General features: G+C 61.9%; 26 protein-coding genes. 13 read left to right on the top strand and 13 right to left on the bottom strand.

Annotated elements, in window-relative coordinates; translation table 11 throughout:
- Window positions 1-2: 2 nt before the first annotated feature.
- Entirely contained in the window at window positions 3-920 is a 918-nt protein-coding gene (cysD, locus tag L1O02_RS26215) for a sulfate adenylyltransferase subunit CysD (protein ID WP_011059289.1), read from the bottom strand.
- 168 nt (window positions 921-1,088) lie between these two features.
- Window positions 1,089-1,847, bottom strand: coding sequence for a Nif3-like dinuclear metal center hexameric protein (locus L1O02_RS26220; protein WP_019093347.1), 759 nt, complete (start codon window positions 1,845-1,847; stop codon window positions 1,089-1,091).
- A 102-nt stretch (window positions 1,848-1,949) separates the two neighbouring features.
- Between L1O02_RS26220 and algW the strand changes: the two genes are divergently transcribed.
- The 3 genes from algW to L1O02_RS26235 all read left to right on the top strand — a co-directional run bounded on the left by algW (window position 1,950) and on the right by L1O02_RS26235 (window position 6,036).
- A complete protein-coding gene (gene algW / locus L1O02_RS26225) occupies window positions 1,950-3,104 on the top strand; it encodes a Do family serine endopeptidase AlgW (RefSeq protein WP_060837558.1) in 1,155 nt (384 codons plus the stop codon).
- An 85-nt stretch (window positions 3,105-3,189) separates the two neighbouring features.
- Window positions 3,190-5,295 carry a TonB-dependent siderophore receptor gene (locus tag L1O02_RS26230; protein ID WP_060837557.1) on the top strand — a complete coding sequence of 702 codons (2,106 nt, stop codon included), beginning with the start codon at window positions 3,190-3,192 and terminating at the stop codon, window positions 5,293-5,295.
- A gap of 12 nt (window positions 5,296-5,307) precedes the next feature.
- Window positions 5,308-6,036 carry a DUF4198 domain-containing protein gene (locus L1O02_RS26235; RefSeq protein WP_235758981.1) on the top strand — a complete coding sequence of 243 codons (729 nt, stop codon included), beginning with the start codon at window positions 5,308-5,310 and terminating at the stop codon, window positions 6,034-6,036.
- Window positions 6,037-6,134: 98 nt separating this feature from the next.
- Here L1O02_RS26235 and hisC read toward each other — a convergent pair whose 3' ends face one another.
- The 10 genes from hisC to L1O02_RS26285 form a co-directional block, all read right to left on the bottom strand.
- Window positions 6,135-7,187 carry a histidinol-phosphate transaminase gene (gene hisC, locus L1O02_RS26240; protein WP_060845069.1) on the bottom strand — a complete coding sequence of 351 codons (1,053 nt, stop codon included), beginning with the start codon at window positions 7,185-7,187 and terminating at the stop codon, window positions 6,135-6,137.
- 2 nt (window positions 7,188-7,189) lie between these two features.
- Complete coding sequence (gene hisD / locus L1O02_RS26245) at window positions 7,190-8,518, bottom strand: histidinol dehydrogenase (RefSeq protein ID WP_047283941.1); 1,329 nt, start codon at window positions 8,516-8,518, stop codon at window positions 7,190-7,192.
- 154 nt (window positions 8,519-8,672) lie between these two features.
- On the bottom strand, window positions 8,673-9,308 hold the full coding sequence (gene hisG, locus L1O02_RS26250) for an ATP phosphoribosyltransferase (RefSeq protein WP_016968619.1): 636 nt from the start codon (window positions 9,306-9,308) through the stop codon (window positions 8,673-8,675).
- Window positions 9,309-9,437: 129 nt separating this feature from the next.
- A complete protein-coding gene (gene murA / locus L1O02_RS26255) occupies window positions 9,438-10,703 on the bottom strand; it encodes a UDP-N-acetylglucosamine 1-carboxyvinyltransferase (RefSeq protein ID WP_011059281.1) in 1,266 nt (421 codons plus the stop codon).
- A 22-nt stretch (window positions 10,704-10,725) separates the two neighbouring features.
- The gene (locus L1O02_RS26260; protein ID WP_016966651.1) at window positions 10,726-10,965 is read right to left on the bottom strand and encodes a BolA family protein; all 240 of its coding nucleotides are present in this window, start codon (window positions 10,963-10,965) and stop codon (window positions 10,726-10,728) included.
- A gap of 117 nt (window positions 10,966-11,082) precedes the next feature.
- Window positions 11,083-11,388, bottom strand: coding sequence for an STAS domain-containing protein (locus L1O02_RS26265; protein WP_047301785.1), 306 nt, complete (start codon window positions 11,386-11,388; stop codon window positions 11,083-11,085).
- Window positions 11,385-12,038, bottom strand: a complete 654-nt coding sequence (locus tag L1O02_RS26270; RefSeq protein ID WP_060837555.1) for an ABC transporter substrate-binding protein — start codon at window positions 12,036-12,038, stop codon at window positions 11,385-11,387. Before L1O02_RS26270 ends, L1O02_RS26265 begins: the two co-directional genes overlap by 4 nt.
- 11 nt (window positions 12,039-12,049) lie before the next feature.
- A complete protein-coding gene (mlaD, locus tag L1O02_RS26275) occupies window positions 12,050-12,517 on the bottom strand; it encodes an outer membrane lipid asymmetry maintenance protein MlaD (RefSeq protein ID WP_016966648.1) in 468 nt (155 codons plus the stop codon).
- Window positions 12,517-13,314 (bottom strand): lipid asymmetry maintenance ABC transporter permease subunit MlaE, encoded by a 798-nt coding sequence (mlaE, locus tag L1O02_RS26280; protein ID WP_016966647.1) that lies wholly within the window; start codon window positions 13,312-13,314, stop codon window positions 12,517-12,519. Before mlaE ends, mlaD begins: the two co-directional genes overlap by 1 nt.
- Window positions 13,314-14,123, bottom strand: a complete 810-nt coding sequence (locus L1O02_RS26285; RefSeq protein ID WP_016966646.1) for an ATP-binding cassette domain-containing protein — start codon at window positions 14,121-14,123, stop codon at window positions 13,314-13,316. Before L1O02_RS26285 ends, mlaE begins: the two co-directional genes overlap by 1 nt.
- A gap of 264 nt (window positions 14,124-14,387) precedes the next feature.
- On the opposite strand from L1O02_RS26285, the gene L1O02_RS26290 reads away from it, so the two are divergent.
- The 10 genes from L1O02_RS26290 (at window position 14,388) to L1O02_RS26335 (ending at window position 21,462) form a co-directional block, all read left to right on the top strand.
- The gene (locus L1O02_RS26290) at window positions 14,388-15,362 is read left to right on the top strand and encodes a KpsF/GutQ family sugar-phosphate isomerase (RefSeq protein WP_060837553.1); all 975 of its coding nucleotides are present in this window, start codon (window positions 14,388-14,390) and stop codon (window positions 15,360-15,362) included.
- On the top strand, window positions 15,363-15,887 hold the full coding sequence (locus L1O02_RS26295) for an HAD family hydrolase (protein WP_060842494.1): 525 nt from the start codon (window positions 15,363-15,365) through the stop codon (window positions 15,885-15,887).
- Between the two features lie 9 nt (window positions 15,888-15,896).
- Entirely contained in the window at window positions 15,897-16,469 is a 573-nt protein-coding gene (gene lptC / locus L1O02_RS26300) for an LPS export ABC transporter periplasmic protein LptC (RefSeq protein WP_016966644.1), read from the top strand.
- Window positions 16,456-17,001, top strand: coding sequence for a lipopolysaccharide transport periplasmic protein LptA (gene lptA / locus L1O02_RS26305; protein ID WP_011059271.1), 546 nt, complete (start codon window positions 16,456-16,458; stop codon window positions 16,999-17,001). Before lptC ends, lptA begins: the two co-directional genes overlap by 14 nt.
- Window positions 17,001-17,726: an LPS export ABC transporter ATP-binding protein gene (gene lptB, locus L1O02_RS26310; protein WP_011059270.1), complete on the top strand. Its 726-nt coding sequence runs from the start codon at window positions 17,001-17,003 to the stop codon at window positions 17,724-17,726. The genes lptA and lptB overlap by 1 nt, the downstream gene beginning before the upstream one ends.
- A 182-nt stretch (window positions 17,727-17,908) precedes the next feature.
- Complete coding sequence (locus tag L1O02_RS26315; RefSeq protein WP_108544260.1) at window positions 17,909-19,402, top strand: RNA polymerase factor sigma-54; 1,494 nt, start codon at window positions 17,909-17,911, stop codon at window positions 19,400-19,402.
- Between the two features lie 128 nt (window positions 19,403-19,530).
- On the top strand, window positions 19,531-19,836 hold the full coding sequence (gene raiA, locus L1O02_RS26320; protein WP_016966642.1) for a ribosome-associated translation inhibitor RaiA: 306 nt from the start codon (window positions 19,531-19,533) through the stop codon (window positions 19,834-19,836).
- Window positions 19,837-19,848: 12 nt separating this feature from the next.
- Window positions 19,849-20,313, top strand: a complete 465-nt coding sequence (gene ptsN / locus L1O02_RS26325; protein ID WP_235758983.1) for a PTS IIA-like nitrogen regulatory protein PtsN — start codon at window positions 19,849-19,851, stop codon at window positions 20,311-20,313.
- A gap of 2 nt (window positions 20,314-20,315) precedes the next feature.
- Window positions 20,316-21,173 (top strand): RNase adapter RapZ, encoded by an 858-nt coding sequence (gene rapZ / locus L1O02_RS26330; protein WP_016966640.1) that lies wholly within the window; start codon window positions 20,316-20,318, stop codon window positions 21,171-21,173.
- 16 nt (window positions 21,174-21,189) lie between these two features.
- A complete protein-coding gene (locus L1O02_RS26335) occupies window positions 21,190-21,462 on the top strand; it encodes an HPr family phosphocarrier protein (RefSeq protein WP_060837549.1) in 273 nt (90 codons plus the stop codon).
- 13 nt (window positions 21,463-21,475) lie between these two features.
- Here the strand turns inward: L1O02_RS26335 and L1O02_RS26340 are convergent, their stop codons facing one another.
- Window positions 21,476-22,369: a ZIP family metal transporter gene (locus L1O02_RS26340; protein WP_060837548.1), complete on the bottom strand. Its 894-nt coding sequence runs from the start codon at window positions 22,367-22,369 to the stop codon at window positions 21,476-21,478.
- Window positions 22,370-22,374: the final 5 nt, after the last annotated feature.

The following is a 22,374-nucleotide window of genomic DNA, read 5'->3' on the forward strand; positions in this document are numbered from 1 at the left end:
CCTTAGAAATAACCTTGACGTTTCTTGTCTTCCATCGAGCCGGCGCCATCGTGGTCGATGACCCGGCCCTGGCGCTCGGAAGTTCGCGTCAGGAGCATTTCCTGGATGATGTCCGTCAGGCTCTCGGCCTCGGACTCCACCGCGCCCGTCAACGGGTAGCAGCCAAGGGTACGGAAACGCACTTTCTTCTTGACGATGCGGGCTTTCTCTTCATCGGACAGATGCTCGAGGATGCGCTCGTCATCGATCATGATCAGGGTGCCGTTCTTCTCGATCACTTCACGCTCGGCGGCGAAGTACAGCGGCACGATCGGGATGCCTTCCAGGTAGATGTACTGCCAGATGTCCAGCTCGGTCCAGTTGGACAGCGGGAACACGCGGATCGACTCGCCCTTGTTGACCTTGCCGTTGTAGACGTTCCACAGCTCGGGACGCTGGTTCTTCGGGTCCCAGCGGTGCTTGCTGTCGCGGAACGAGTAGACGCGCTCCTTGGCGCGGGACTTCTCTTCATCGCGGCGGGCACCGCCGAACGCGGCGTCGAAACCGTGTTTGTCCAGGGCCTGCTTGAGGCCCTCGGTCTTCATGATGTCGGTGTGCTTGGCACTGCCGTGGGTGAACGGGTTGATGCCCTGGGCCACGCCATCCGGGTTGACGTGGGTGATCAGGTCCAGGCCCAGTTCTTCGACCATGCGGTCGCGGAACTTGTACATTTCCTGGAATTTCCACTGGGTATCGACGTGCATCACCGGGAACGGCAGCTTGCCGGGGAAGAACGCCTTGCGGGCCAGATGCAACATCACGGCGGAGTCTTTACCGATGGAGTACAGCATCACCGGGTTGTCGAACTCGGCGGCCACCTCGCGGATGATGTGGATGCTTTCCGCCTCCAGCTGTTTCAGATGCGTCAGTTTGTCGACCATGGCTACTCACGAAAGCTTTCTTATGGACGGCCATCGGGCCGTGTTCGAGCGGGGCATGCTAGCACAGCGACCTGCTTCTAATCAGGGAGCCAACTAGAACGAAACGATATATGAATATGCCGCCCGGTTAGGCAGCTAAATCGCCTGCCCGGGCGGCCCATGCAGGGGTTAGATCGGGTTGGGGCAGTCGATGAACAGGTGCTCCAGGGCAAAGCGCCGGGCCAGATAGTCGCCCAGGGCCTGGACGCCGTAACGCTCGGTGGCGTGGTGGCCGGCGGCGATGAAGCTGATGTCGTTTTCCCGGGCACTGTGGAAGGTCTGCTCCGAGGCCTCGCCGCTCAGGTACAGGTCGACGCCGGCCTGCACCGCCTGATCGATGTAGCCCTGGCCACCCCCGGTGCACCAGCCGACCCGGCGGATCATTTCGCTGCCTTCGATCAGCAGCGGTTCACGGCCCATCGCTTCCTGCACCCGCCGGGCAAAGTCCCGCGCCGTCATGGGTTCGCCCAGGGAACCGACCAGACCGACGACCTTGGGGTTCTCCGGGTCCAATGGGCCTTCCACGGTGATATCCAACTGCCGGGCCAACTGCACGTTGTTGCCCACCTCGGGGTGCAGGTCCAGGGGCAGGTGATAGGCCAACAGGCTGATGTCGTGCTTGAGCAGGGTTTTCAACCTACGCTGCTTCATGCCGGTGATGCAGGGGTTCTCGCCTTTCCAGAAGTAGCCGTGATGCACCAGCACCAGATCGGCCTTGGCCTCCACGGCGGCGTCCAGCAAGGCCTGGCTGGCGGTCACGCCACTGACGATACGCATCACCTGCGGGCGCCCTTCGACCTGCAGGCCATTGGGGCAGTAGTCGGCAATGCGTGAACTGCCCAGATAACGGTCCGCTTCTTCCACCAATGTGCTCAGGGCAACGGCCATAAAAGACTCCTAAATATCCCGTTCAGAGGCGCGCGCGGCCTCGTATAATGCGCGACATTATGGGCCGTGCGCAGCCCTTCGTAACCACCCAGGACTTGCTCAATGCTCAAGGCTCTGCGTTTTTTTGGCTGGCCGCTTCTGGCCGGCGTGCTCATCGCGTTGCTGATTATTCAGCGCTACCCCCAGTGGGTCGGCCTGCCCAGCCTGGACGTCAACCTGCAACAAGCGCCTCAAACCACCAGCACCCGGCAGGGACCGGTGTCCTATGCCGATGCGGTGCTGATTGCCGCGCCTGCGGTGGTCAACCTGTACACCACCAAGGTCATCAACAAACCGGCCCACCCACTGTTTGAAGACCCGCAGTTCCGCCGCTTCTTCGGCGACAACCTGCCCAAGCAGCAGCGCATGGAGTCGAGCCTGGGTTCCGGGGTGATCATGAGCCCCGAAGGTTACCTGCTGACCAACAACCACGTGACCTCCGGCGCCGAACAGATCGTGGTGGCGCTCAAGGATGGGCGGGAAACCCTGGCCCGGGTCATCGGCAGCGATCCGGAAACCGATCTGGCGGTGCTCAAGATCGACCTGAAGAACCTGCCTTCGATCACCGTCGGCCGCTCGGAAAACGTCCGCGTCGGCGACGTCGCCCTGGCCATCGGCAACCCGTTCGGGGTCGGCCAGACCGTGACCATGGGCATCATCAGCGCCACCGGACGCAACCAGCTGGGCCTGAACAACTACGAAGATTTCATCCAGACCGACGCCGCGATTAACCCGGGCAACTCCGGCGGCGCCCTGGTGGACGCCAATGGCAACCTGACCGGGATCAACACCGCGATCTTCTCCAAGTCCGGCGGCTCCCAGGGCATCGGCTTCGCCATTCCGATCAAGCTGGCCATGGAAGTGATGAAATCGATCATCGAACACGGCCAGGTCATCCGTGGCTGGCTGGGAATCGAAGTGCAACCGCTGACTCAGGAACTGGCGGAGTCTTTCGGCCTGGCCGGACGTCCCGGGATCGTGGTGGCGGGGATCTTCCGCGATGGCCCGGCACAGAAAGCCGGCATGCAACTGGGTGACGTGATCCTCAGCATCGACGGCGAGCCGGCCGGCGACGGCCGTCGCTCGATGAACCAGGTGGCGCGCATCAAGCCGATGGAAAAAGTCGCCATCCTGGTGATGCGCAATGGCAAGGAACTCAAGCTGACGGCGGAAATCGGCCTGCGTCCGCCACCCGCACCGGTCAAGGAAGAAGACTAAAGCTGGGCCCGGCAATGCCGGGCTAACAGCATACATTCTCATCGGTCATGTTATATTGTTTCAATATTGCTATTGGAACAGCCCCATGACGTCCCGAAAAATCCTCCCCCTGGCCGGTCTGGCACTCGGCCTGCTGGCCGACCCCCTGCTCGCCGAAGAACCGCAAACCCTGGAGCTGGAAACCACCCGCATCAGCACCGAGTACGAGTCCGCCACCGGTCCGGTCAAGGGCTACCGGGCCACCCGCTCGGCCAGTGCCACCAAGACCGATACGGCAATCCGCGATATCCCGCAGTCCGTCAGCGTGATCCCCGCCAGCGTGCTCAAGGACCTGGGCAGCCACAATGTCGAACGCGCCCTGGAGTTTGCCGGCGGAGTCGCCAAGCAGAACAACTTCGGCGGTCTGACCCTGTATGAATACAGCGTGCGCGGCTTCACCACCTCGGAATTCTACAAGGACGGCTTCAGCGCCAACCGCGGTTACCCCAGCACCCCGGACGCCGCCAACATCGAGCGCATCGAAGTGCTCAAGGGCCCGGCCGCCAGCCTCTATGGCCGTGGCGACCCCGGCGGCACGGTGAACATCGTGACCAAGAAACCCCAGCCCGAAGCCTTCACCACCCTGCAGACCAGTGCCGGCAGCTGGGACCGCTACCGCACCGCCCTGGACCTCAACACCCCGCTGGATGCCGAGGGCGACCTGCTGTCCCGGGTCAACCTGGCGGTGGAGGACAACCACAGCTTTCGCGACCACGTCGACAGTCGCCGGGTGTTCGTCGCCCCCTCCTTCAGCTGGCAGTTGAACCCGGACACCAACCTGCTGGTGGAAAGCGAATTCGTGCGCCACAGCTCGACCTTCGACCGCGGCATCGTCGCCCCCAACAACCGCTGGAGCGGCGTCTCGCGCTCGACCTTCCTCGGCGAACCCAGCGACGGCAACATCGACAACCACAACACCATGCTCCAGGCCGCCCTGGAACATCACCTCAACGACAGCTGGAAGCTGCGCCTGGCCAGCCACTACAAGGAAGGCAAGTTGTGGGGCTTCGCCTCGGAAACCCGCCCGTTGAATGCCGACCAGCACACCGTCAACCGGCGCTATCGCGAGCGCGACAACAACTGGCACGACAGCATCACCCAGCTGGAACTGCGCGGCCTGTTCGACATCGGCAGTTGGCAGCACGAACTGCTGATCGGCAGCGAATACGAGAACTACCGCAAGAACGAGCGGGTCACCACCCTCGCCGGCGGCGCCTACGCTGTCGACATCTACGACCCGATCTACGGCCAGGCCAAGCCCAACGGCAAACGTTCCGGCACGGACTTTTTCGAGCATGTCGAAAGCCAGGCCCTCAACCTGCAGGACCAGATTATCTTCACCGATCGCCTGCGAGGCATGCTCGGTGCCCGCCTTGAACACTTCGAACAACGGATCGACGACCACACCAACGGCAAGCGCAGCCGCCAGAGCCACGACGCCCTGACCCAGCGTGCCGGCCTGCTCTATCAACTGACGCCGCAAGTGGGCCTGTTCGCCAACGCCTCCACCTCGTTCAAGCCCAACAACGGGCTGGATGCGGCCGGCAAGACCTTCAAGCCCGAGGAAGGGGTCGGTTATGAAGTGGGGATCAAGAGCGAGCTGTTCGACGAGCGTCTGAGCGCCACCCTCGCCGCCTTCCGCATCGACAAGGAAAACGTCCTGGCCCTGGACCCCGGCAGCGACTTCAGCCGAGCCGTGGGCAAGGCCCGCAGTCAGGGCTTGGACATGCAAGTGAGCGGCCAGTTGACTGACGCGGTGCGGGTGATTGGTGCTTATGCGCTGATCGATGCCGAAGTGACCAAGGGCGACCAGACGATCCCGACCGGCAGTCGCATACTCGGCGTGGCCAAGCACAGTGGCAGCTTGCTGGGCGTCTATGAGTTCCAGGACGGACGATTCAAAGGCTCGGACGTCGGCGCCGCCCTGACCTACGTCGGCGATCGCTCCGGCGAGGCCGGCGGCAGCTTCGAGCTGCCGGCCTATCGCACCCTGGACCTGCTGGCCCATTACAAGGCCAGCGACAACCTGACCCTGGGCCTGAACCTGAACAACCTGTTCGACGAGAAGTACTACGAGCGCTCCTACAGCAACTACTGGGTCACGCCCGGCGAGCCGCGCAACTTCACCGTCAGCCTGACACTCAACCTGTAGCCGGAAATCGCCATGCACAACCTCAAATCAATCGCCCTGCTGGGCCTGCTCGCCACCCTGGGTACAACCCAGGCCTCGGCCCACGGTCTGTGGACCGAACAGCGCCGCGGCAATATCGAAGTGATCTACGGCCACGGCGCCGAAGACGACGCCTTCAAGGCCCAGAAGATCAGTGGTACCTGGGCCTACGACGCGGCGGCCAGAATGATTCCAGTGACCGTGCAACGCCTGGCTGACCATGCGCGCCTGCAACCCCTCAAGCCACCGGCGGTGCTGGCGGTGGCGCTGGACAACGGTCCCTGGTCACAAACGGCGGACAAACGCTGGGTCAACCAGGGGCGCAGCAAAGTTGCGGGGGCCATCGCCTCGACCCACACCTTCAAGTACAGCCTGGCGATCTATCAAGCGGGGGCGAAGCTACCCAAGCTGGAACAGCTCAAGCTGCTGATCCTGCCGGAAGTCGACCCGCTGACCGTCGGCCAGGGCAATAGCCTGCCGGTGCGGGTACTGCTGGATGGGCAGCCCGTGGCTGGGGTCAAGTTGATCGGCGACTACCGCAATGCACCGAGCACCCTGAGCACCGAAACCGATGCCCAGGGACGCGCTCAAGTGTTGGTGAGAAATGAAGGCTTGAACGTGATTGCCGCAGAGCTTGACGTGCCGCTCAAGGACGACCCGGATGTGGCTTCACGCGGCCTGTTCAGCTCCCTGACCTTCCTCGGCGAGCCGCACCACGAGTGAGAGCAGCCGGGGGGCTGCAGCTACAAGCGGCAAGCTTGTAGCTGCAGGCGAGAGGCTCCAAGCATTGGCTCTGGGCTTCTAAATTTGCAGCTTGCGGCTTAAAGCTGCCCCAACCCGTCGATCAGCGCCTGGTTCTGCTCCGGCGTGCCTATGCTGATCCGCAGGAATTGGGCGATCCGTTCCTGCTTGAAGTGACGCACGATCACCCCTTGCTCACGCAGCTTGGCCGCCAGGCCGGCTGCGTCGTGCTGCGGGTGGCGGGCAAAGATGAAGTTGGCCGCCGACGGCAGCACTTCAAACCCCTTGGCCTGCAACTGCGCCACCACCCACTCGCGGCTTTCGATCACCAGCTGACAGGTCTTGGCAAAGTACTCGCGGTCCTCGAAGGCCGCCGCTGCACCCACAATGGCCAGGCGATCCAGCGGGTAGGAGTTGAAGCTGTTCTTGATCCGCTCCAGGGCCTCGATCAGGTCCGGATGCCCCACTGCCAGGCCCACCCGCAAGCCGGCCAGGGAGCGCGACTTGGACAGGGTCTGGGTCACCAGCAGGTTGGGGTAGCGGTCCACCAGGCTGATGGCGGTCTGGCCGCCGAAGTCGATATAGGCTTCGTCCACGACCACCACCGAATCCGGGCTGGCCTGGAGGATCTGCTCCACCGCGTCCAGGGCCAGCAGGCAGCCGGTGGGCGCATTCGGGTTGGGGAAGATGATCCCGCCGTTGGGCTGGGCGTAGTCGGCCACACGGATCTGGAACTGTTCGTCCAGGGGCACCGCCTGGTAGTCGATGCCGTACAGGCCGCAATACACCGGGTAGAAGCTGTAGCTGATGTCCGGGAACAGCAGCGGCTTATCCTGCTGCAGCAGGCCATGGAAAATGTGCGCCAGGACTTCGTCGGAACCGTTGCCAAGGAACACCTGATTGCCCTGCACCCCGTAATAGCGGGCCACCGCCTGCTTGAGCAGGTCGCTGTTGGGATCGGGATACAGGCGCAGGTTGTCGTTGAGCTCGGCCTGCATCGCCGCCAGGGCCTTGGGCGACGGGCCATAGGGGTTTTCGTTGGTGTTGAGCTTGACCAGCTTGGTCAGCTTGGGTTGCTCGCCCGGCACGTAGGGCACCAGGTTCTTGACGAACGGACTCCAGAATTTGCTCATGTTCATTGCCCCTGATCTTGGTCGTCGACGATGCGGTATTCGGCGCTGCGGGCGTGGGCGGTCAGCGACTCGCCACGGGCCAGCACCGAGGCGGTCCGGCCCAGCTCGGACGCACCCTGCTCGGAGCAGAAGATGATCGACGAGCGTTTCTGGAAGTCATACACCCCCAGCGGTGAGGAGAAACGCGCAGTACCGGACGTCGGCAGCACGTGGTTCGGCCCGGCGCAGTAATCGCCCAGCGCCTCGGAGGTGTGACGGCCCATGAAGATCGCCCCGGCGTGGCGGATCTGCGGCAGCCAGGCTTGCGGGTCGGCCACCGACAGCTCCAGGTGCTCGGGGGCAATGCGGTTGGCCACGTCCATGGCCTGCTGCATGTCGCGAACCTGGATCAGGGCGCCACGGCCATTGATCGAGGTGTTGATGATTTCCGCACGCTCCATGGTCGGCAGCAACTTGGCGATGCTCGCCGCCACCTTGTCCAGGAACTCGGCGTCCGGGCTGACCAGGATCGCCTGGGCGTCTTCGTCGTGTTCGGCCTGGGAGAACAGGTCCATGGCGATCCAGTCCGGATCGGTCTGGCCGTCACAGACCACGAGGATCTCCGACGGACCGGCGATCATGTCGATGCCGACCTGGCCAAACACATGGCGCTTGGCGGTGGCCACATAGATGTTGCCCGGACCGACCACCTTGTCCACCTGGGGCACGCTTTCGGTGCCGTAGGCCAGCGCGGCCACGGCCTGGGCGCCGCCGATGGTGAAGACTCGGTCGACCCCGGCAATGCAGGCCGCCGCCAGCACCAGCTCATTGACCTCGCCGCGCGGGGTCGGCACCACCATCACCACCTCGGTCACGCCCGCCACCTTGGCCGGAATCGCGTTCATCAGCACCGACGACGGGTAGGAAGCCTTGCCCCCCGGCACGTACAGGCCGGCGCGGTCCAGCGGCGTGACCTTCTGGCCCAGCACCGTGCCGTCGGCCTCGGTGTAGCTCCAGGAGTCCTGCTTCTGCTTCTCGTGATAGCTGCGCACCCGCGCCGCGGCCTTTTCCAGGGCTTCGCGCTGGGCCACGGTGATTCGGGTCAGGGCCAGCTCCAGGCGCTCGCGCGGCAGGATCAGGTCGGCCATGGAGGCCACTTGCAGGCCGTCGAAACGCTGGGTGAACTCCACCAGCGCCGCGTCACCGCGCTCGCGCACGGCCTTGATGATGTCCAGCACCCGCTGATTGACCGAATCGTCAGAGACACTTTCCCAGCTCAGCAGATGATCCAGATGACGGGCAAAATCCGGGTCGGCAGCGTTGAGTCGGCGAATTGCAGTCGGAGCGGTCATAGCGAAGGCCTCAATGATTGGCGAGTGCACAAAAGGGCAAGCTTGGATTTGCAAAGCTCAGGCGCCGCAAGACTACCAAGCCATCCGCGTGGGCACCTGAGCATTCTGGCTATGACGCGGATAGATGGGCGCGGCTCAAGGCCACGCATGTGAATCAACCGCGGTGTCGCGATTCCACTGCCTTGCGCAGGGTGTCGATCAACGCCTGGATACGGGCGTGCTGCATCTTCATCGATGCCTTGTTGACCACCAGGCGGGAGCTGATGGTGGCGATCAGTTCCTGGGGCTCCAGGCCGTTGGCCCGCAGGGTGTTGCCGGTGTCGACCACGTCGATGATCTTGTCCGCCAGACCGATCAGCGGCGCCAGCTCCATCGAGCCGTAGAGCTTGATGATGTCCACCTGGCGGCCCTGTTCGGCGTAGTAACGCTTGGCCACGTTGACGAACTTGGTGGCCACGCGCAGGCGCCCCTTGGGTTCGACGGCGCCAATGGCTCCGGCGGTCATCAGCTTGCACTGGGCAATCTGCAGGTCCAGTGGTTCGTACAGGCCCTGGCCGGAGTACTCCATCAGGACGTCCTTGCCGGCCACCCCGAGGTCGGCAGCGCCATGCTCGACATAGGTCGGCACATCGGTAGCGCGCACGATCAGCAGGCGAACATCGTCCTGAGTCGTGGGGATGATCAGTTTGCGGCTCTTGTCCGGATTCTCGGTTGGCACGATGCCCGCTTCAGCCAGAAGCGGCAGCGTGTCGTCGAGGATACGGCCCTTGGACAGTGCGATGGTCAACATGAGTAACGTAAGTCCTTATGCGGCGACTGATGCCCGGACGCAAACGGCGCCAGACATGCGTCGAGCCTGAAGACAGGCTCGACGTGGAACAGATTCGGCTGTGGGCACCTCCCTGTGCCCGTCATGCTACTAGCCCGGTACGCGGCGGATCTTGGCGCCGAGCATCTGCAGCTTCTCTTCGATGCACTCGTAACCACGGTCGATATGGTAGATGCGGTCGATCAGGGTGTCGCCTTCGGCCATCAGGGCCGAGATCACCAGGCTGGCCGAGGCCCGCAGGTCGGTGGCCATGACCGGCGCGCCCTTGAGGATTTCGGTGCCGGTGACGATCGCAGTGTTGCCTTCGACCTGGATCTTGGCGCCCATGCGGTGCAGTTCGTATACGTGCATGAAGCGGTTTTCGAAGATGGTTTCGATCACCGCGCCCGTGCCTTCGGCAATCGCGTTCAGGGAAATGAACTGCGCTTGCATGTCGGTCGGGAACGCCGGGTACGGAGCGGTACGCACGTTGACCGCCTTGGGGCGCTTGCCGTGCATGTTGAGCTCGATCCAGTCGCTGCCGGTGGTGACTTCGGCGCCTGCTTCCTTGAGTTTTTCCAGTACGGCTTCAAGGATGGTCGGATCGGTGTCCTTGACCTTGACCCGGCCGCCGGTGACGGCAGCCGCCACCAGGTAGGTGCCGGTTTCGATACGGTCGGGCATGACCTTGTAGATCGCCGAATGCAGACGCTCGACACCATCGATGGTGATGGTGTCGGTGCCGGCGCCGGAAATCTTCGCACCCATGGCGATCAGGAAGTTTGCCAGGTCGACGACTTCAGGTTCGCGGGCGGCGTTCTGCAGCACGCTGCGGCCCCGGGCCAACGCCGCGGCCATCATGATGTTCTCGGTACCGGTCACGCTCACGGTATCGAAGAAGAAGTTCGCGCCGCGCAGGCCGCCTTCAGGGGCCTTGGCCTTGATGTAGCCGCCTTCGACGTCGATCACCGCGCCCATGGCTTCCAGGCCGCGGATGTGCAGGTCAACCGGGCGCGAGCCGATGGCGCAACCGCCTGGCAGGGCCACTTCGGCCTCACCGAAGCGGGCAACCATCGGGCCCAGCACCAGGATCGAGGCGCGCATGGTTTTCACCAGCTCGTAAGGCGCCACCAGGGTCTTGATGGTGCGCGGGTCGATTTCGACACTGAGCTTCTCGTCGATCACCGGTTCGATGCCCATGCGACCGAACAGCTCGATCATGGTGGTGATGTCGTGCAGGTGCGGCAGGTTGGCCACGGTGACCGGGCCATCGCACAGCAGGGTTGCCGCCAGAATCGGCAGCGCGGAGTTCTTGGCCCCGGAAATGCGGATCTCGCCATCAAGGCGAACGCCGCCGGTAATAATCAATTTATCCATAACAGTCTCGACGCCCTTGGGCTCAGGTGCGCTCGGCCCAGGCCGCGCGGCTGAAAAATTTCATGGTGATCGCGTGGATGCTGCCATCGGCAATCCATGGATTCAAATGGGCATAGATGCTCTGCTGACGCTTGACCGGGCTCAAGGCCACCAGTTCGTCGCTAATCACGTTCAGCTGAAAGTTGCAGCCTTCGCCCTCAACTTCTACCTGAGCTCCGGGCAGCTTTCCCTCAAGAAAGCTCTTCACTTCGTTGGCCTGCATGCTCAACCTCAATCGGCGCCCTGTGCGCGCGGGTCGGACATCATACAAAAAAGCCCCGCGCCTGCGAACCCCGCATAGCAGGACTCTGACGGGGGGCTTCTATATAGATGTGGGTAACTACGGATGGAGGAGGATCTCGGTGACCCCGGATACCTCGGCGATTTCCCGCATGTCCTCGGGCAGGGCGCGAACGCTCACTGTCTTGCCCAGCCCCTGACCATCGCGAATGAAGGCCAGCAACAGGGCCAGACCGACACTGCTGGATTTTTCCACCGCCGAGCAATCGAGTACCAGGGCGGTGCCCGGGCTCGACTTGATCAGCGCCAGGCCCTGCTTGCGCAGGCCCGGGCCGCTGCGGTAATCCAGCACGCCGCTGATCAGCAGCTCCCCGGCGTCACCCAGGCGTACGGCCGACTCACTCATTGTGCAGCCTTATGGGCGGCGTCTTCGGTGACTTCCTTGGCCTTGGCCACTTCGCCGGCCCAGCCGTCGATGGTCTTGTCCAGGTTGTTGCCGTTGCGCTGCATAGCGTCGGCGAACTGATCACGGAACAGCTTGCCGATGTTGATGCCGTTGATGATCACGTTACGCACTTTCCACTCGTCGTTGATCTTTTCCAGGGTGTAGGACACCGGATAGATAGCGCCGTTGTTGCCTTTGACCTGCATGTCCACGCTGGTACGGGTGCCGCTTTCATCCTTGGCCGGAGAAACGGTGATGCCCTGGTTGTTGTACTCGAGCAAGGCGTTGCCATAGAACTGCATCAGGCTGCGCTTGAAGTTCTCCTGGAAGCGCGCCATCTGCTCCGGTGTGGCCTTGCGCGAATACTTCACGGTCATGATGCTGCGGGAGATGCCGTCGGCATCCACCACCGGACCGACAATGCCGTTCAGGGCGTTGTAGAAGTCGTTCGGGCTTTGCTTGTACTTTTCCTTGTTGGCCGCCAGATCCGCCAGCAGGCGGGTGGTGGTGTCCTGCACCAGATCGTGTGCGGAAGGTGCACCGGCCGCATTGGCCAGCAACGGCAGGGCCGCCAGCAGCACCAACAGGCCACGTCGCAAGATAGAGATCATCGAAAAACTCCTCATTTGGCGTCTTTGCTAACGGTATTGAGCAGGAATTTACCGATCAGGTCCTCCAGCACCAGCGACGACTGGGTGTCGTGGATGGTCCCGCCATCCTTGAGCAAGGCTTCTTCCCCGCCCACGCTGATACCGATGTATTTCTCACCCAACAGGCCAGCCGTCAGAATAGATGCAGTGGAGTCAGTCGGCAGATTATCCACACGTTTCTCCAGTTGCATGGTGACCCGACCGGTGAAGCTGTCGCGGTCCAGATCGATCGCCGTGACCTTGCCGATGGTTACCCCGGCCATGGTCACCTTAGCTCTGACCGTCAAACCGGCGATATTGTCGAAGTAGGCGTAAAGCTTGTAGGTATCGGTGCTTGCGCTCGGAGACAAGCCACTGACTCGCAGGGCAAGCAACAGCAAAGCCAGGATGCCGGCCAGCAGGAAAAGGCCGACACCGATTTCCAGGGTGCGGTTTTGCATCAGAAATCTCCAAACATCAAGGCGGTCAGAATAAAGTCCAAGCCGAGTACGGCCAACGAGGCGTACACAACGGTCTTGGTAGTGGCACGGCTGATCCCCTCTGAAGTGGGCTCACAGTCGTAGCCTTGGAATACGGCGATCCAGGTCACTACAAACGCAAAAACGATACTCTTGATCACACCATTGAGTACGTCACCGCTGAAGGTCACGCTGTTCTGCATGTTCGACCAGTAGGAACCTTCATAGACACCCAGCCAGTCCACAGCAACCCAGGAGCCGCCCCAGATGCCCACTACGCTGAAAATCATCGCCAGCAGCGGCAGGGAGATGAAGCCGGCCCACAGGCGTGGCGCGATGATGTACTTGAGCGGGTCGACCCCGATCATCTCCAGACTGGAGAGCTGCTCGGTGGATTTCATGTTGCCGATCTCGGCAGTCAGCGCCGAACCGGCACGACCGGCAAACAGCAGCGCGGTAACCACCGGTCCCAGCTCACGCAACAGGGTCAGGGCGACCATCTGCCCCACCGCCTGCTCCGAACCGTAGCTGGAGAGAATGTTGAAGCCCTGCAGCGCCAGCACCATGCCGATGAAGACTCCGGACACGACGATGATCACCAGGGACATCACGCCCACGGAGTGCAGTTGCTTGATCAGCAGGCCGAAACTGCCGCCGATGCCGCCACGTCCCAGCAGCGCGTGAAACAGGAACAGGGTGGAACGCCCCAGTACCGCCAGGACATCGATGCCTGAGCGACCGAAGAGGCGAACCCTCTCGATTAGCGATATTTTGCGCATCAGCGCTTCCCCAGAAGATCTGCGCGGTAATCCGTCGCTGGAAAGTGAAACGGCACCGGGCCGTCGGGATCCCCCTTCATGAATTGACGGATACGCGGATTGTCGGAGTCCATCAGTTCGTCAGGAGTTCCCTGACCCAATACCTGGCCATCACCGACTACATAGAGGTAATCGGCAATGCTCGCGGTTTCCGCAAGATCGTGGGACACCACGATGCTGGTAATGCCCAGGGCATCGTTGAGCAGGCGGATCAGCCGCACCAGGACGCCCATGGCGATCGGGTCCTGACCCACGAAGGGTTCGTCATACATGAGAATCTGCGGGTCCAGGGCGATGGCCCGGGCCAGGGCGACCCGACGCTTCATGCCGCCGGACAGCTCGTCGGGCATCAGGTCGACGGCACCACGCAGGCCCACCGCCTGCAGCTTGAGCAGGACAATGTCGCGAATCATCTCGTCCGGCAGTTCGGTATGCACCCGCAGCGGAAAAGCCACGTTCTCGAACACATCCAGATCGGTAAACAGTGCGCCACTCTGAAACAGCACGCCCATTTGCTTGCGCGCATCGAACAGATCGCTGCGCGAGAGGGTCGGCAGATTCTGGCCGTTGACCCACACTTCGCCGCTGCTGGGCCGCAACTGCATGCCCATCAAGCGCAACAGGGTGGTTTTTCCGCAGCCGGAAGGCCCCATGATGCCGGTGACCTTGCCCCGCGGAATACGGATATCCACGTTATTGAAAATGCTGCGCGCACCGCGCTTGAAGGACAGTCCCTTCAGCTCGACCGCGTAGGCGTTATCGGCACTCATCTAAACTCCTTGCGATGCAGCCTATCACTCGGACGCTTGGCTCCCTGCCGGGAGTACGTGCCCCTGGGCAGGCCGAACTGGCGGCGAACTATATCACTGCTGATACGACGCCCCCAAGGCCGAAGCCGTGAACGTTCAGGTCTAGGACAGGCGAAATCGGAGGAATCCTGATACCGGACGGACAAAGGCTGACGAACTTGCGTGAGGGATTTGTTCATTACCGCTATAATCGCCGCCTTTTCATCGGGCTATACGATTTCAGACATGAGCCAATCCAGCGACCTGATTCAATCAGCACAACGCACCATCCGCCTCGAACTTCAGGCCGTAGAAGGCTTGCTGCCCCATATCGACGCAGATTTCGTACGCGCTTGCGAGATGATTCTGGCCAGCAAAGGCCGAGTGGTCGTGGTCGGCATGGGCAAGTCCGGGCACATCGGCAACAAGATCGCCGCGACCCTGGCGAGCACCGGAACCACCGCTTTCTTTGTCCATCCGGCCGAAGCCAGCCACGGCGACATGGGCATGATCACCCGCGACGACGTGATCCTGGCCCTCTCTAACTCCGGCTCCACCAACGAAATCGTCACCTTGCTGCCGCTGATCAAGCGCCTGGGCATCCAATTGATCAGCCTGACCGGCAACCCCGAGTCGCCGCTGGCCAAGGCCGCCGACGTCAACCTGAATGTGCATGTCGAACACGAGGCCTGCCCGCTGAACCTGGCCCCCACCTCCTCGACCACCGCAGCCCTGGTGATGGGCGACGCCCTGGCCGTGGCCCTGCTGGAAGCCCGCGGTTTCACCGCCGAAGACTTCGCCTTCTCCCATCCTGGAGGCGCCCTGGGCCGCCGCCTGCTGCTCAAGGTCGAGAACGTGATGCACGAAGGCAACGACCTGCCACAGGTGCAACGGGGCACCCTGCTCAAGGATGCGCTCATGGAAATGACCCGCAAGGGCCTGGGCATGACCGTGATCCTCGAGGCCGACGGCCGCCTGGCCGGGATCTTCACCGACGGCGACCTGCGCCGCACCCTGGATCGCGCCATCGATATCCACCACGCCACCATCGATTCGGTCATGACCCCTCATGGCAAGACCGCCCGTGCCGATATGCTGGCCGCCGAAGCCCTGAAGATCATGGAAGACCATAAAATCAGCGCCCTGGTGGTGGTGGACAAGGAAGACCGGCCGATCGGCGCCTTGAACATGCACGACCTGCTGCGCGCGGGAGTGATGTAAATGAGTGCCGACCTGCTGCAACGCGGTAAACACATCAAGCTGGCGGTCTTCGACGTCGATGGCGTCCTGACCGACGGTCGCCTGTACTTCCTTGAAGACGGCAGCGAATTCAAGACTTTCAATACCCTCGATGGCCAAGGCATCAAGATGCTCATGGCCGCCGGAGTGCAGACCGCGATCATCAGCGGGCGCAAGACCCCGGTGGTGGAACGCCGCGCCAAGAACCTGGGGATCCCCCATCTGTACCAGGGCCGCGAAGACAAGCTGGTGGTACTGGACGAGCTTCTTGCCCAACTGGGCCTAAGCTATGAACAGGTCGCCTACCTGGGTGACGACCTGCCCGACCTGCCGGTGATCCGCCGTGTCGGCCTGGGCATGGCGGTGGCCAACGCTGCCAGCTTTGTCCGCGAACACGCCCACGGCATTACCGTTGCCCGCGGCGGCGAAGGTGCCGCACGGGAGTTCTGCGAGCTGATCCTGCGCGCCCAGGATCGCCTTGAAGCAGCCAATGCCGCTTATTTATAGAGCCCTCCCATGCTGAGTAAAAAGATTCGCACCATCCTGATCTTCGGGACCATCGCCCTGCTGTTCGCGGCGGTCGGCTACTGGAACATCAGCCCGGAACGCTTCCTCGACAAGCCAGTGGTGCAGGTCGACGAGAGCGCCATCGACTATTACGCGATCAACGCCCGCAGCGTGCAGTACCTGCCCGACGGCAAACTGCAGTACGAAATGACCTCGGACAAGGTCGAACACATCAAGGCCAGCGAAGTGACACTGCTGACCAAGCCCGACCTGCAGATGTACCGCGGCACCACTTATCCCTGGCACGTCCAGAGCGAGCGCGGCGAAGTCAATCCGGACGGCACCGAGGTCGAGCTGATCGACTCGGTTCGGGTTTCCCGCACCGACGAGCACAACCGCAACCTGCTGATCACCACCAGCCGCATGACAGTATTCCCGCAGAAGCAATATGCGCAGACCGAGCAAGCCGTTAGAATCGACGGCGCCGACGGCGTGACCACTGCCAAGGGAATGAAAGCGTATTTGAAAGACGGCAGGATGAACCTGCTATCGAACGTAAGAGGACAGTATGAGGCTCGTTAAAACCCTCCCTATTTTGCTCAGTCTGGGCGCAGCACTGGGAAGCGTGAGCGCCTGGGCTCTGCCGAACGATAGCCAACAGCCAATCCGCATTCAGGCCGACGACGCCCAGCTGGACGACAAGAACGGCGTGGCCACCTACAAGGGCGATGTGATCATCACCCAGGGCTCGATGAAGATCACCGGCAACACCGTGACCATCACCCGATCCAAGACTGGCGAAATCGATGTCGTGACGTCGGTGGGCAACCTGGCCTACTTCGAGCAGCTGCAGAAGCAGACCGACCCGAAACCGGTCCAGGCCTACGCCGTGACCATCCAGTACCATGCCCAGCAGAACCGCATCGTGCTGATCGACAAGGCCAAGGTCATCAACGACGGCAACACCACCGAAGGCGAGAAGATCGTCTACGACACCGTCAAGCAAGTGGCTAACGCCGGTCGCGCCAACGGCAGCTCGGTCACCGCGCCACGTCCGCGGATCGACATGGTCATCCAGCCGAAAAAGAAAACCGACGAGCAAAAGGCCCAGTAATGGCAACTCTAAAAGCCCAGCACCTGGCCAAGAGCTACAAGAGCCGCCAGGTCGTGCGTGATGTCAGCCTGTCCATCGACAGCGGGCAGATCGTCGGCCTGCTCGGCCCCAACGGCGCCGGCAAGACCACCTGCTTCTACATGATCGTCGGTCTGGTCCAGGCTGATCAGGGCCGCGTCCTGATCGACGACCTGGATGTCAGCCACCAACCGATGCACGGTCGCGCCCGCGCCGGTATCGGCTATCTGCCTCAGGAAGCCTCGATCTTTCGCAAGCTGTCGGTCGCAGACAACATCATGGCCATCCTCGAGACCCGCAAGGAGCTCGACAAGGCCGGCCGCCGCCAGGAGCTGGAAAGCCTGCTGCAGGAATTCCACATCAACCACATCCGCGACAATCTCGGCATGAGCCTGTCCGGTGGCGAGCGCCGCCGCGTGGAAATCGCCCGGGCGCTGGCGACCGCACCCAAGTTCATCCTGCTGGACGAACCCTTCGCCGGTGTCGACCCGATCTCGGTCGGCGATATCAAGCAGATCATCCATCACCTGAAGGCCAAAGGCATCGGTGTACTGATCACTGACCACAACGTCCGGGAAACCCTGGACATCTGTGAGACTGCCTATATCGTCAATGACGGGCAACTGATCGCCGAGGGCGACTCCGAGACCATCCTGGCCAACGAACTGGTCAAGGAAGTCTATCTGGGCCATGAGTTCCGCCTGTAACGGCTGAGGTGTCGGGCCAGACGCCAGAGCGCCGCAAACGATAAATCCCCACAAACTTTATTGTTACAGCGCTCTAGGCAAACACTTCAGTTTCAGGCATATAATTTGCTTATGTTTGGCGCTTCGGCGCCCTGTAGTGGATGGCGCATGTGCGCCGGCAAATAAGGTGTTAAGCCCCTGCCATGAAACCATCGCTAGTCCTGAGAATGGGCCAGCAGCTGACGATGACACCGCAGCTGCAACAGGCCATCCGCCTGCTCCAATTGTCGACCCTGGACCTGCAACAGGAAATCCAGGAAGCCCTGGAGTCCAACCCGATGCTCGAACGCCAGGAAGACGGCGACGACTTCGACAACAGCGACCCCCTGGCCGACAACACCGAGTCCAAACCCAATACCGAAATCCAGGAACCCTCCTACCAGGAAACCGCCCCCACGGTGGACAACCTCGAGGAAGGCGAATGGAACGAACGCATCCCCAACGAATTGCCGGTGGATACCGCCTGGGAAGACGTCTACCAGACCAGCGCCAGCAGCCTGCCCAGCAGCGATGACGACGAGTGGGACTTCACCACTCGCACATCGGCCGGAGAAAGCCTGCAGAGCCACCTGCTCTGGCAACTGAACCTGGCCCCGATGTCGGACACCGATCGCCTGATCGCCGTGACCCTGATCGATTGCATCAACAATCAGGGCTACCTGGACGAAACCCTTGAGGAGATCCTCGAGGCCTTCGATCCTGAGCTGGACATCGAGCTGGACGAGATCGAAGCCGTCCTGCATCGCATCCAGCAATTCGAACCTGCCGGCATCGGCGCACGCAACCTGGGCGAATGCCTGCTCCTGCAGTTGCGCCAGCTGCCGGTGAAAACTCCCTGGCTGAGCGAGGCCCAGCGCCTGGTCAGCGATTACATCGACCTCCTGGGCAGTCGCGACTACAGCCAGTTGATGCGTCGCATGAAGCTCAAGGAAGACGAACTGCGCCAGGTCATCGAACTGGTGCAAAGTCTCAACCCGCGTCCCGGCTCGCAGATCGAATCCAGCGAAGCCGAGTACGTGGTTCCGGACGTCATCGTGCGCAAGGACAACGAGCGCTGGTTGGTGGAGCTGAACCAGGAATCCGTGCCACGCCTGCGGGTCAACGCACAGTACGCCGGTTTTGTTCGCCGCGCCGACACCAGCGCCGACAACACCTTCATGCGCAATCAGTTGCAGGAAGCCCGCTGGTTCATCAAGAGCCTGCAGAGCCGCAACGAAACCCTGATGAAAGTGGCCACCCAGATCGTCGAGCACCAACGGGGCTTCCTCGAATATGGCGACGAAGCCATGAAACCCCTGGTTCTGCATGACATTGCCGAAGCGGTCGGCATGCACGAATCAACGATTTCCCGGGTGACCACGCAAAAATTCATGCATACCCCCCGGGGCATATATGAACTGAAATACTTTTTCTCCAGCCACGTCAGCACCTCGGAAGGCGGCGAATGCTCGTCCACGGCAATCCGCGCGATCATCAAAAAACTGGTGGCTGCGGAAAATCAGAAAAAGCCGTTGAGTGACAGCAAGATCGCTGGTTTACTGGAGGCACAAGGCATTCAGGTAGCCCGCCGGACCGTCGCCAAGTACCGCGAATCCCTTGGGATCGCGCCTTCCAGCGAACGGAAGCGGTTGATGTAACCGCCGGGCCGGCCACAGCGTTTCGGAGTGTGCCTGCAAGCTGGCTGAGCCAGCTGGTTGCAGGCATGGTCTAGGTGGCAGGCACCTCAGCCTGCCGCGTTATGCACTGGCAACGAAGGAGAAGCTGTATGCAAGTCAACATCAGTGGACACCAACTCGAAGTGACTGAACCTCTGCGCGCTTACATCGGCGAAAAACTCGACCGGCTGGAGCGGCATTTCGACAAGATTACCAATGTGCAGGTCACCATGGCCGTCGAGAAACTGAAGCAGAAAATCGAAGCCACCCTGCACATCCACGGTGGGGAGGTCGTCGCCAATGCAGAACATGACGATATGTATGCCGCAATCGACCTGCTCACGGACAAGCTTGACCGCCAACTGAAAAAGCATAAGGAAAAGCAACTCCACCTTCTCCAAGGCACGGGTCGCTAACACTCCCCTCCCATGATCCGACTTGAAAGCATCCTGACCCCCGGCCGTTCCCTGGTGAACGTGCCGGGCGGCAGTAAAAAACGCGCCCTCGAACAAATTGCCAACCTGATCAGCCGTGAAGTGCCTGATCTGGAGATGCAGGACGTCTTCGAGAGCCTGATCGCCCGCGAAAAACTCGGCTCCACCGGTTTTGGCAATGGCATCGCCATTCCCCACTGCCGCCTCAAAGGCTGCGAGTCTCCCATCAGTGCACTGATGCACCTGGACGCTCCCATCGATTTCGACGCCATCGACGGCGCCCCGGTCGACCTGCTGTTCGTCCTGCTGGTCCCGGAAGCCGCCACCGATGCTCATCTGGAACTGCTGCGGCAGATAGCCAGCATGCTCGATCGCAAGGAAGTCCGCGAGCGCCTGCGCAGTGCCACCAGCAACGAAGCCTTGTATCAGGTTGTCCTGGACGAGCAAAACGGTCAGTAATCATGCGCTTGATCATCGTCAGCGGCCGTTCCGGCTCAGGTAAAAGCACCGCCCTCGATGTTCTTGAGGACCACGGCTACTACTGCATCGACAACCTGCCCGCCGGCTTGCTGCCCGAGCTGGCCGAACGCGCTTTGATTCACACTGAACTGGCGCAACCGCTGGTTGCGGTGTCCATCGACGCCCGCAACCTGCCCAGCCATCTGTCACGCTTCCCCGAACTGCTGGAGGAAGTGCGCAGCCGGCATATCCAGTGTGACGTTCTTTATCTGGATGCCGACGAGGAAACCCTGCTCAAGCGTTTCTCGGAAACTCGTCGTCGTCACCCGCTGAGCAGTGCCAATCGCTCACTGGCCGAAGCCATCCACGACGAAACCCAGCTGCTGGGCCCGATCGTCGATCTGGCCGATCTCAAGGTCAACACCACTAATCTGAACCTCTACCAACTGCGGGACACCATCAAGCTGCGCCTGTTGAACCAGCCGGAACCCGGCACCGCGTTCCTGGTGGAGTCCTTTGGTTTCAAGCGCGGCATGCCGGTGGATGCCGATCTGGTGTTTGACGTTCGCTGCCTGCCCAACCCGTATTGGAAACCCGAGCTGCGTGCCCAATCCGGACTCGACGCCCCGGTGGCGGAATACCTGGCTGCGCAACCCGATGTCGAAGAGATGTTCCAGGACATCGAAAGCTATCTGCTCAAGTGGCTGCCGCGCTTCGCCGCCAGCAACCGCGCCTACGTGACCATTGCCATAGGCTGCACCGGCGGGCACCACCGCTCCGTGTACCTGACCGAGCGCCTGGGCAAGGTGTTGCAAAAAACCCTGAAGAACGTCCAGGTTCGCCACCGCGACCTTAGCTGAAAGGATCTACCCCGCGATGCCAGCTCTGGAAATCGAGATCATCAACAAACTGGGCCTGCACGCCCGCGCCTCAGCCAAGTTCGTCGGCGTGGCCGGCCAGTTTCCCTGCCAGATCCGCGCCGGCAGGACCCCGGAATCCATGGTCGATGGCAAAAGCATCATGGCCATGATGATGCTCGCCGCCGGCAAGGGCACCAAGATCCACCTCAAGACCGAAGGCGAGCAGGAACAGGAAGCACTGGATGCACTGGTTGCCCTGATCAACAACTACTTCGACGAAGGCGAGTAAGCACGAGCGGCATTCAGGCCAGTGCGGTATCCATCACCATCATCAGGCAGAAACCGATACATAGGCCGAGACTGGCAAGCTTGTCATGGCCATTGCGACGCGACTCCGGAATCACTTCATGAGTGACCACCAGCAGCATCGCCCCCGCTGCCAGGGCCAGGCCCAAGGGCAGCAGCACCTGCGCCAGGCTCACCAGCCAGGCACAGAGCAAGGCAAAGACCGGCTCCACCAGGCCTGAAGCGGCGCCGATCAGGAACGCCTTGCCCCGCGACATCCCCGCCCCCGCCAACACCAGGGCAATCACCAGCCCTTCCGGTACATCCTGCAGGGCAATGCCCATGGCCAGACTGTCCGCATCCGGCATGCCGCCTCCGGCCGACACCCCCACCGCCATCCCTTCAGGAATGTTGTGGGCAATGATCGCGAAGACGAACAACCAGATCCGCGGGGCAATCACTGGATGCTCCGGCGTGCCCACCAGCAACTCCGGGCTGCCGCCGGAAATCTTGCGGTCCACCAGGAACAGAACAAGGGCCCCCAGCATGATGCCGGCACAGATCAGGCCGCTGGAGCCCCAGGCAGACAAGCCCAGGTCCTGGGCTGCGGCAATGCCGGGGACAACCAGTGAAAACGCCGTCGCCGCCAGCATCACTCCGGCACCAAAACCCAGCAGGGTGTCGCTCACCGCCACCGGCATTTGCCGGATCACCAGCACCGGGACCGCCCCCAATGCCGTGCCCAGCGCGCAAATGGAACCGCCTTGCAAGGCACGCAGCAGGCGCGGTTCCAGGCTTAGCCAGCTCAGCCCTTGAGCCACCAGCAAAGCGGTCCCCGCCAACAGCAACAGCGAACCGAAGGCATAGCGAAACATTCGTCCGCTGCTGATCGCCAGTGTTTCAGTGCCCATAGTCG

It is taken from the genome of Pseudomonas sp. BC42 (assembly GCF_021560055.1).
Classification (GTDB): domain Bacteria; phylum Pseudomonadota; class Gammaproteobacteria; order Pseudomonadales; family Pseudomonadaceae; genus Aquipseudomonas.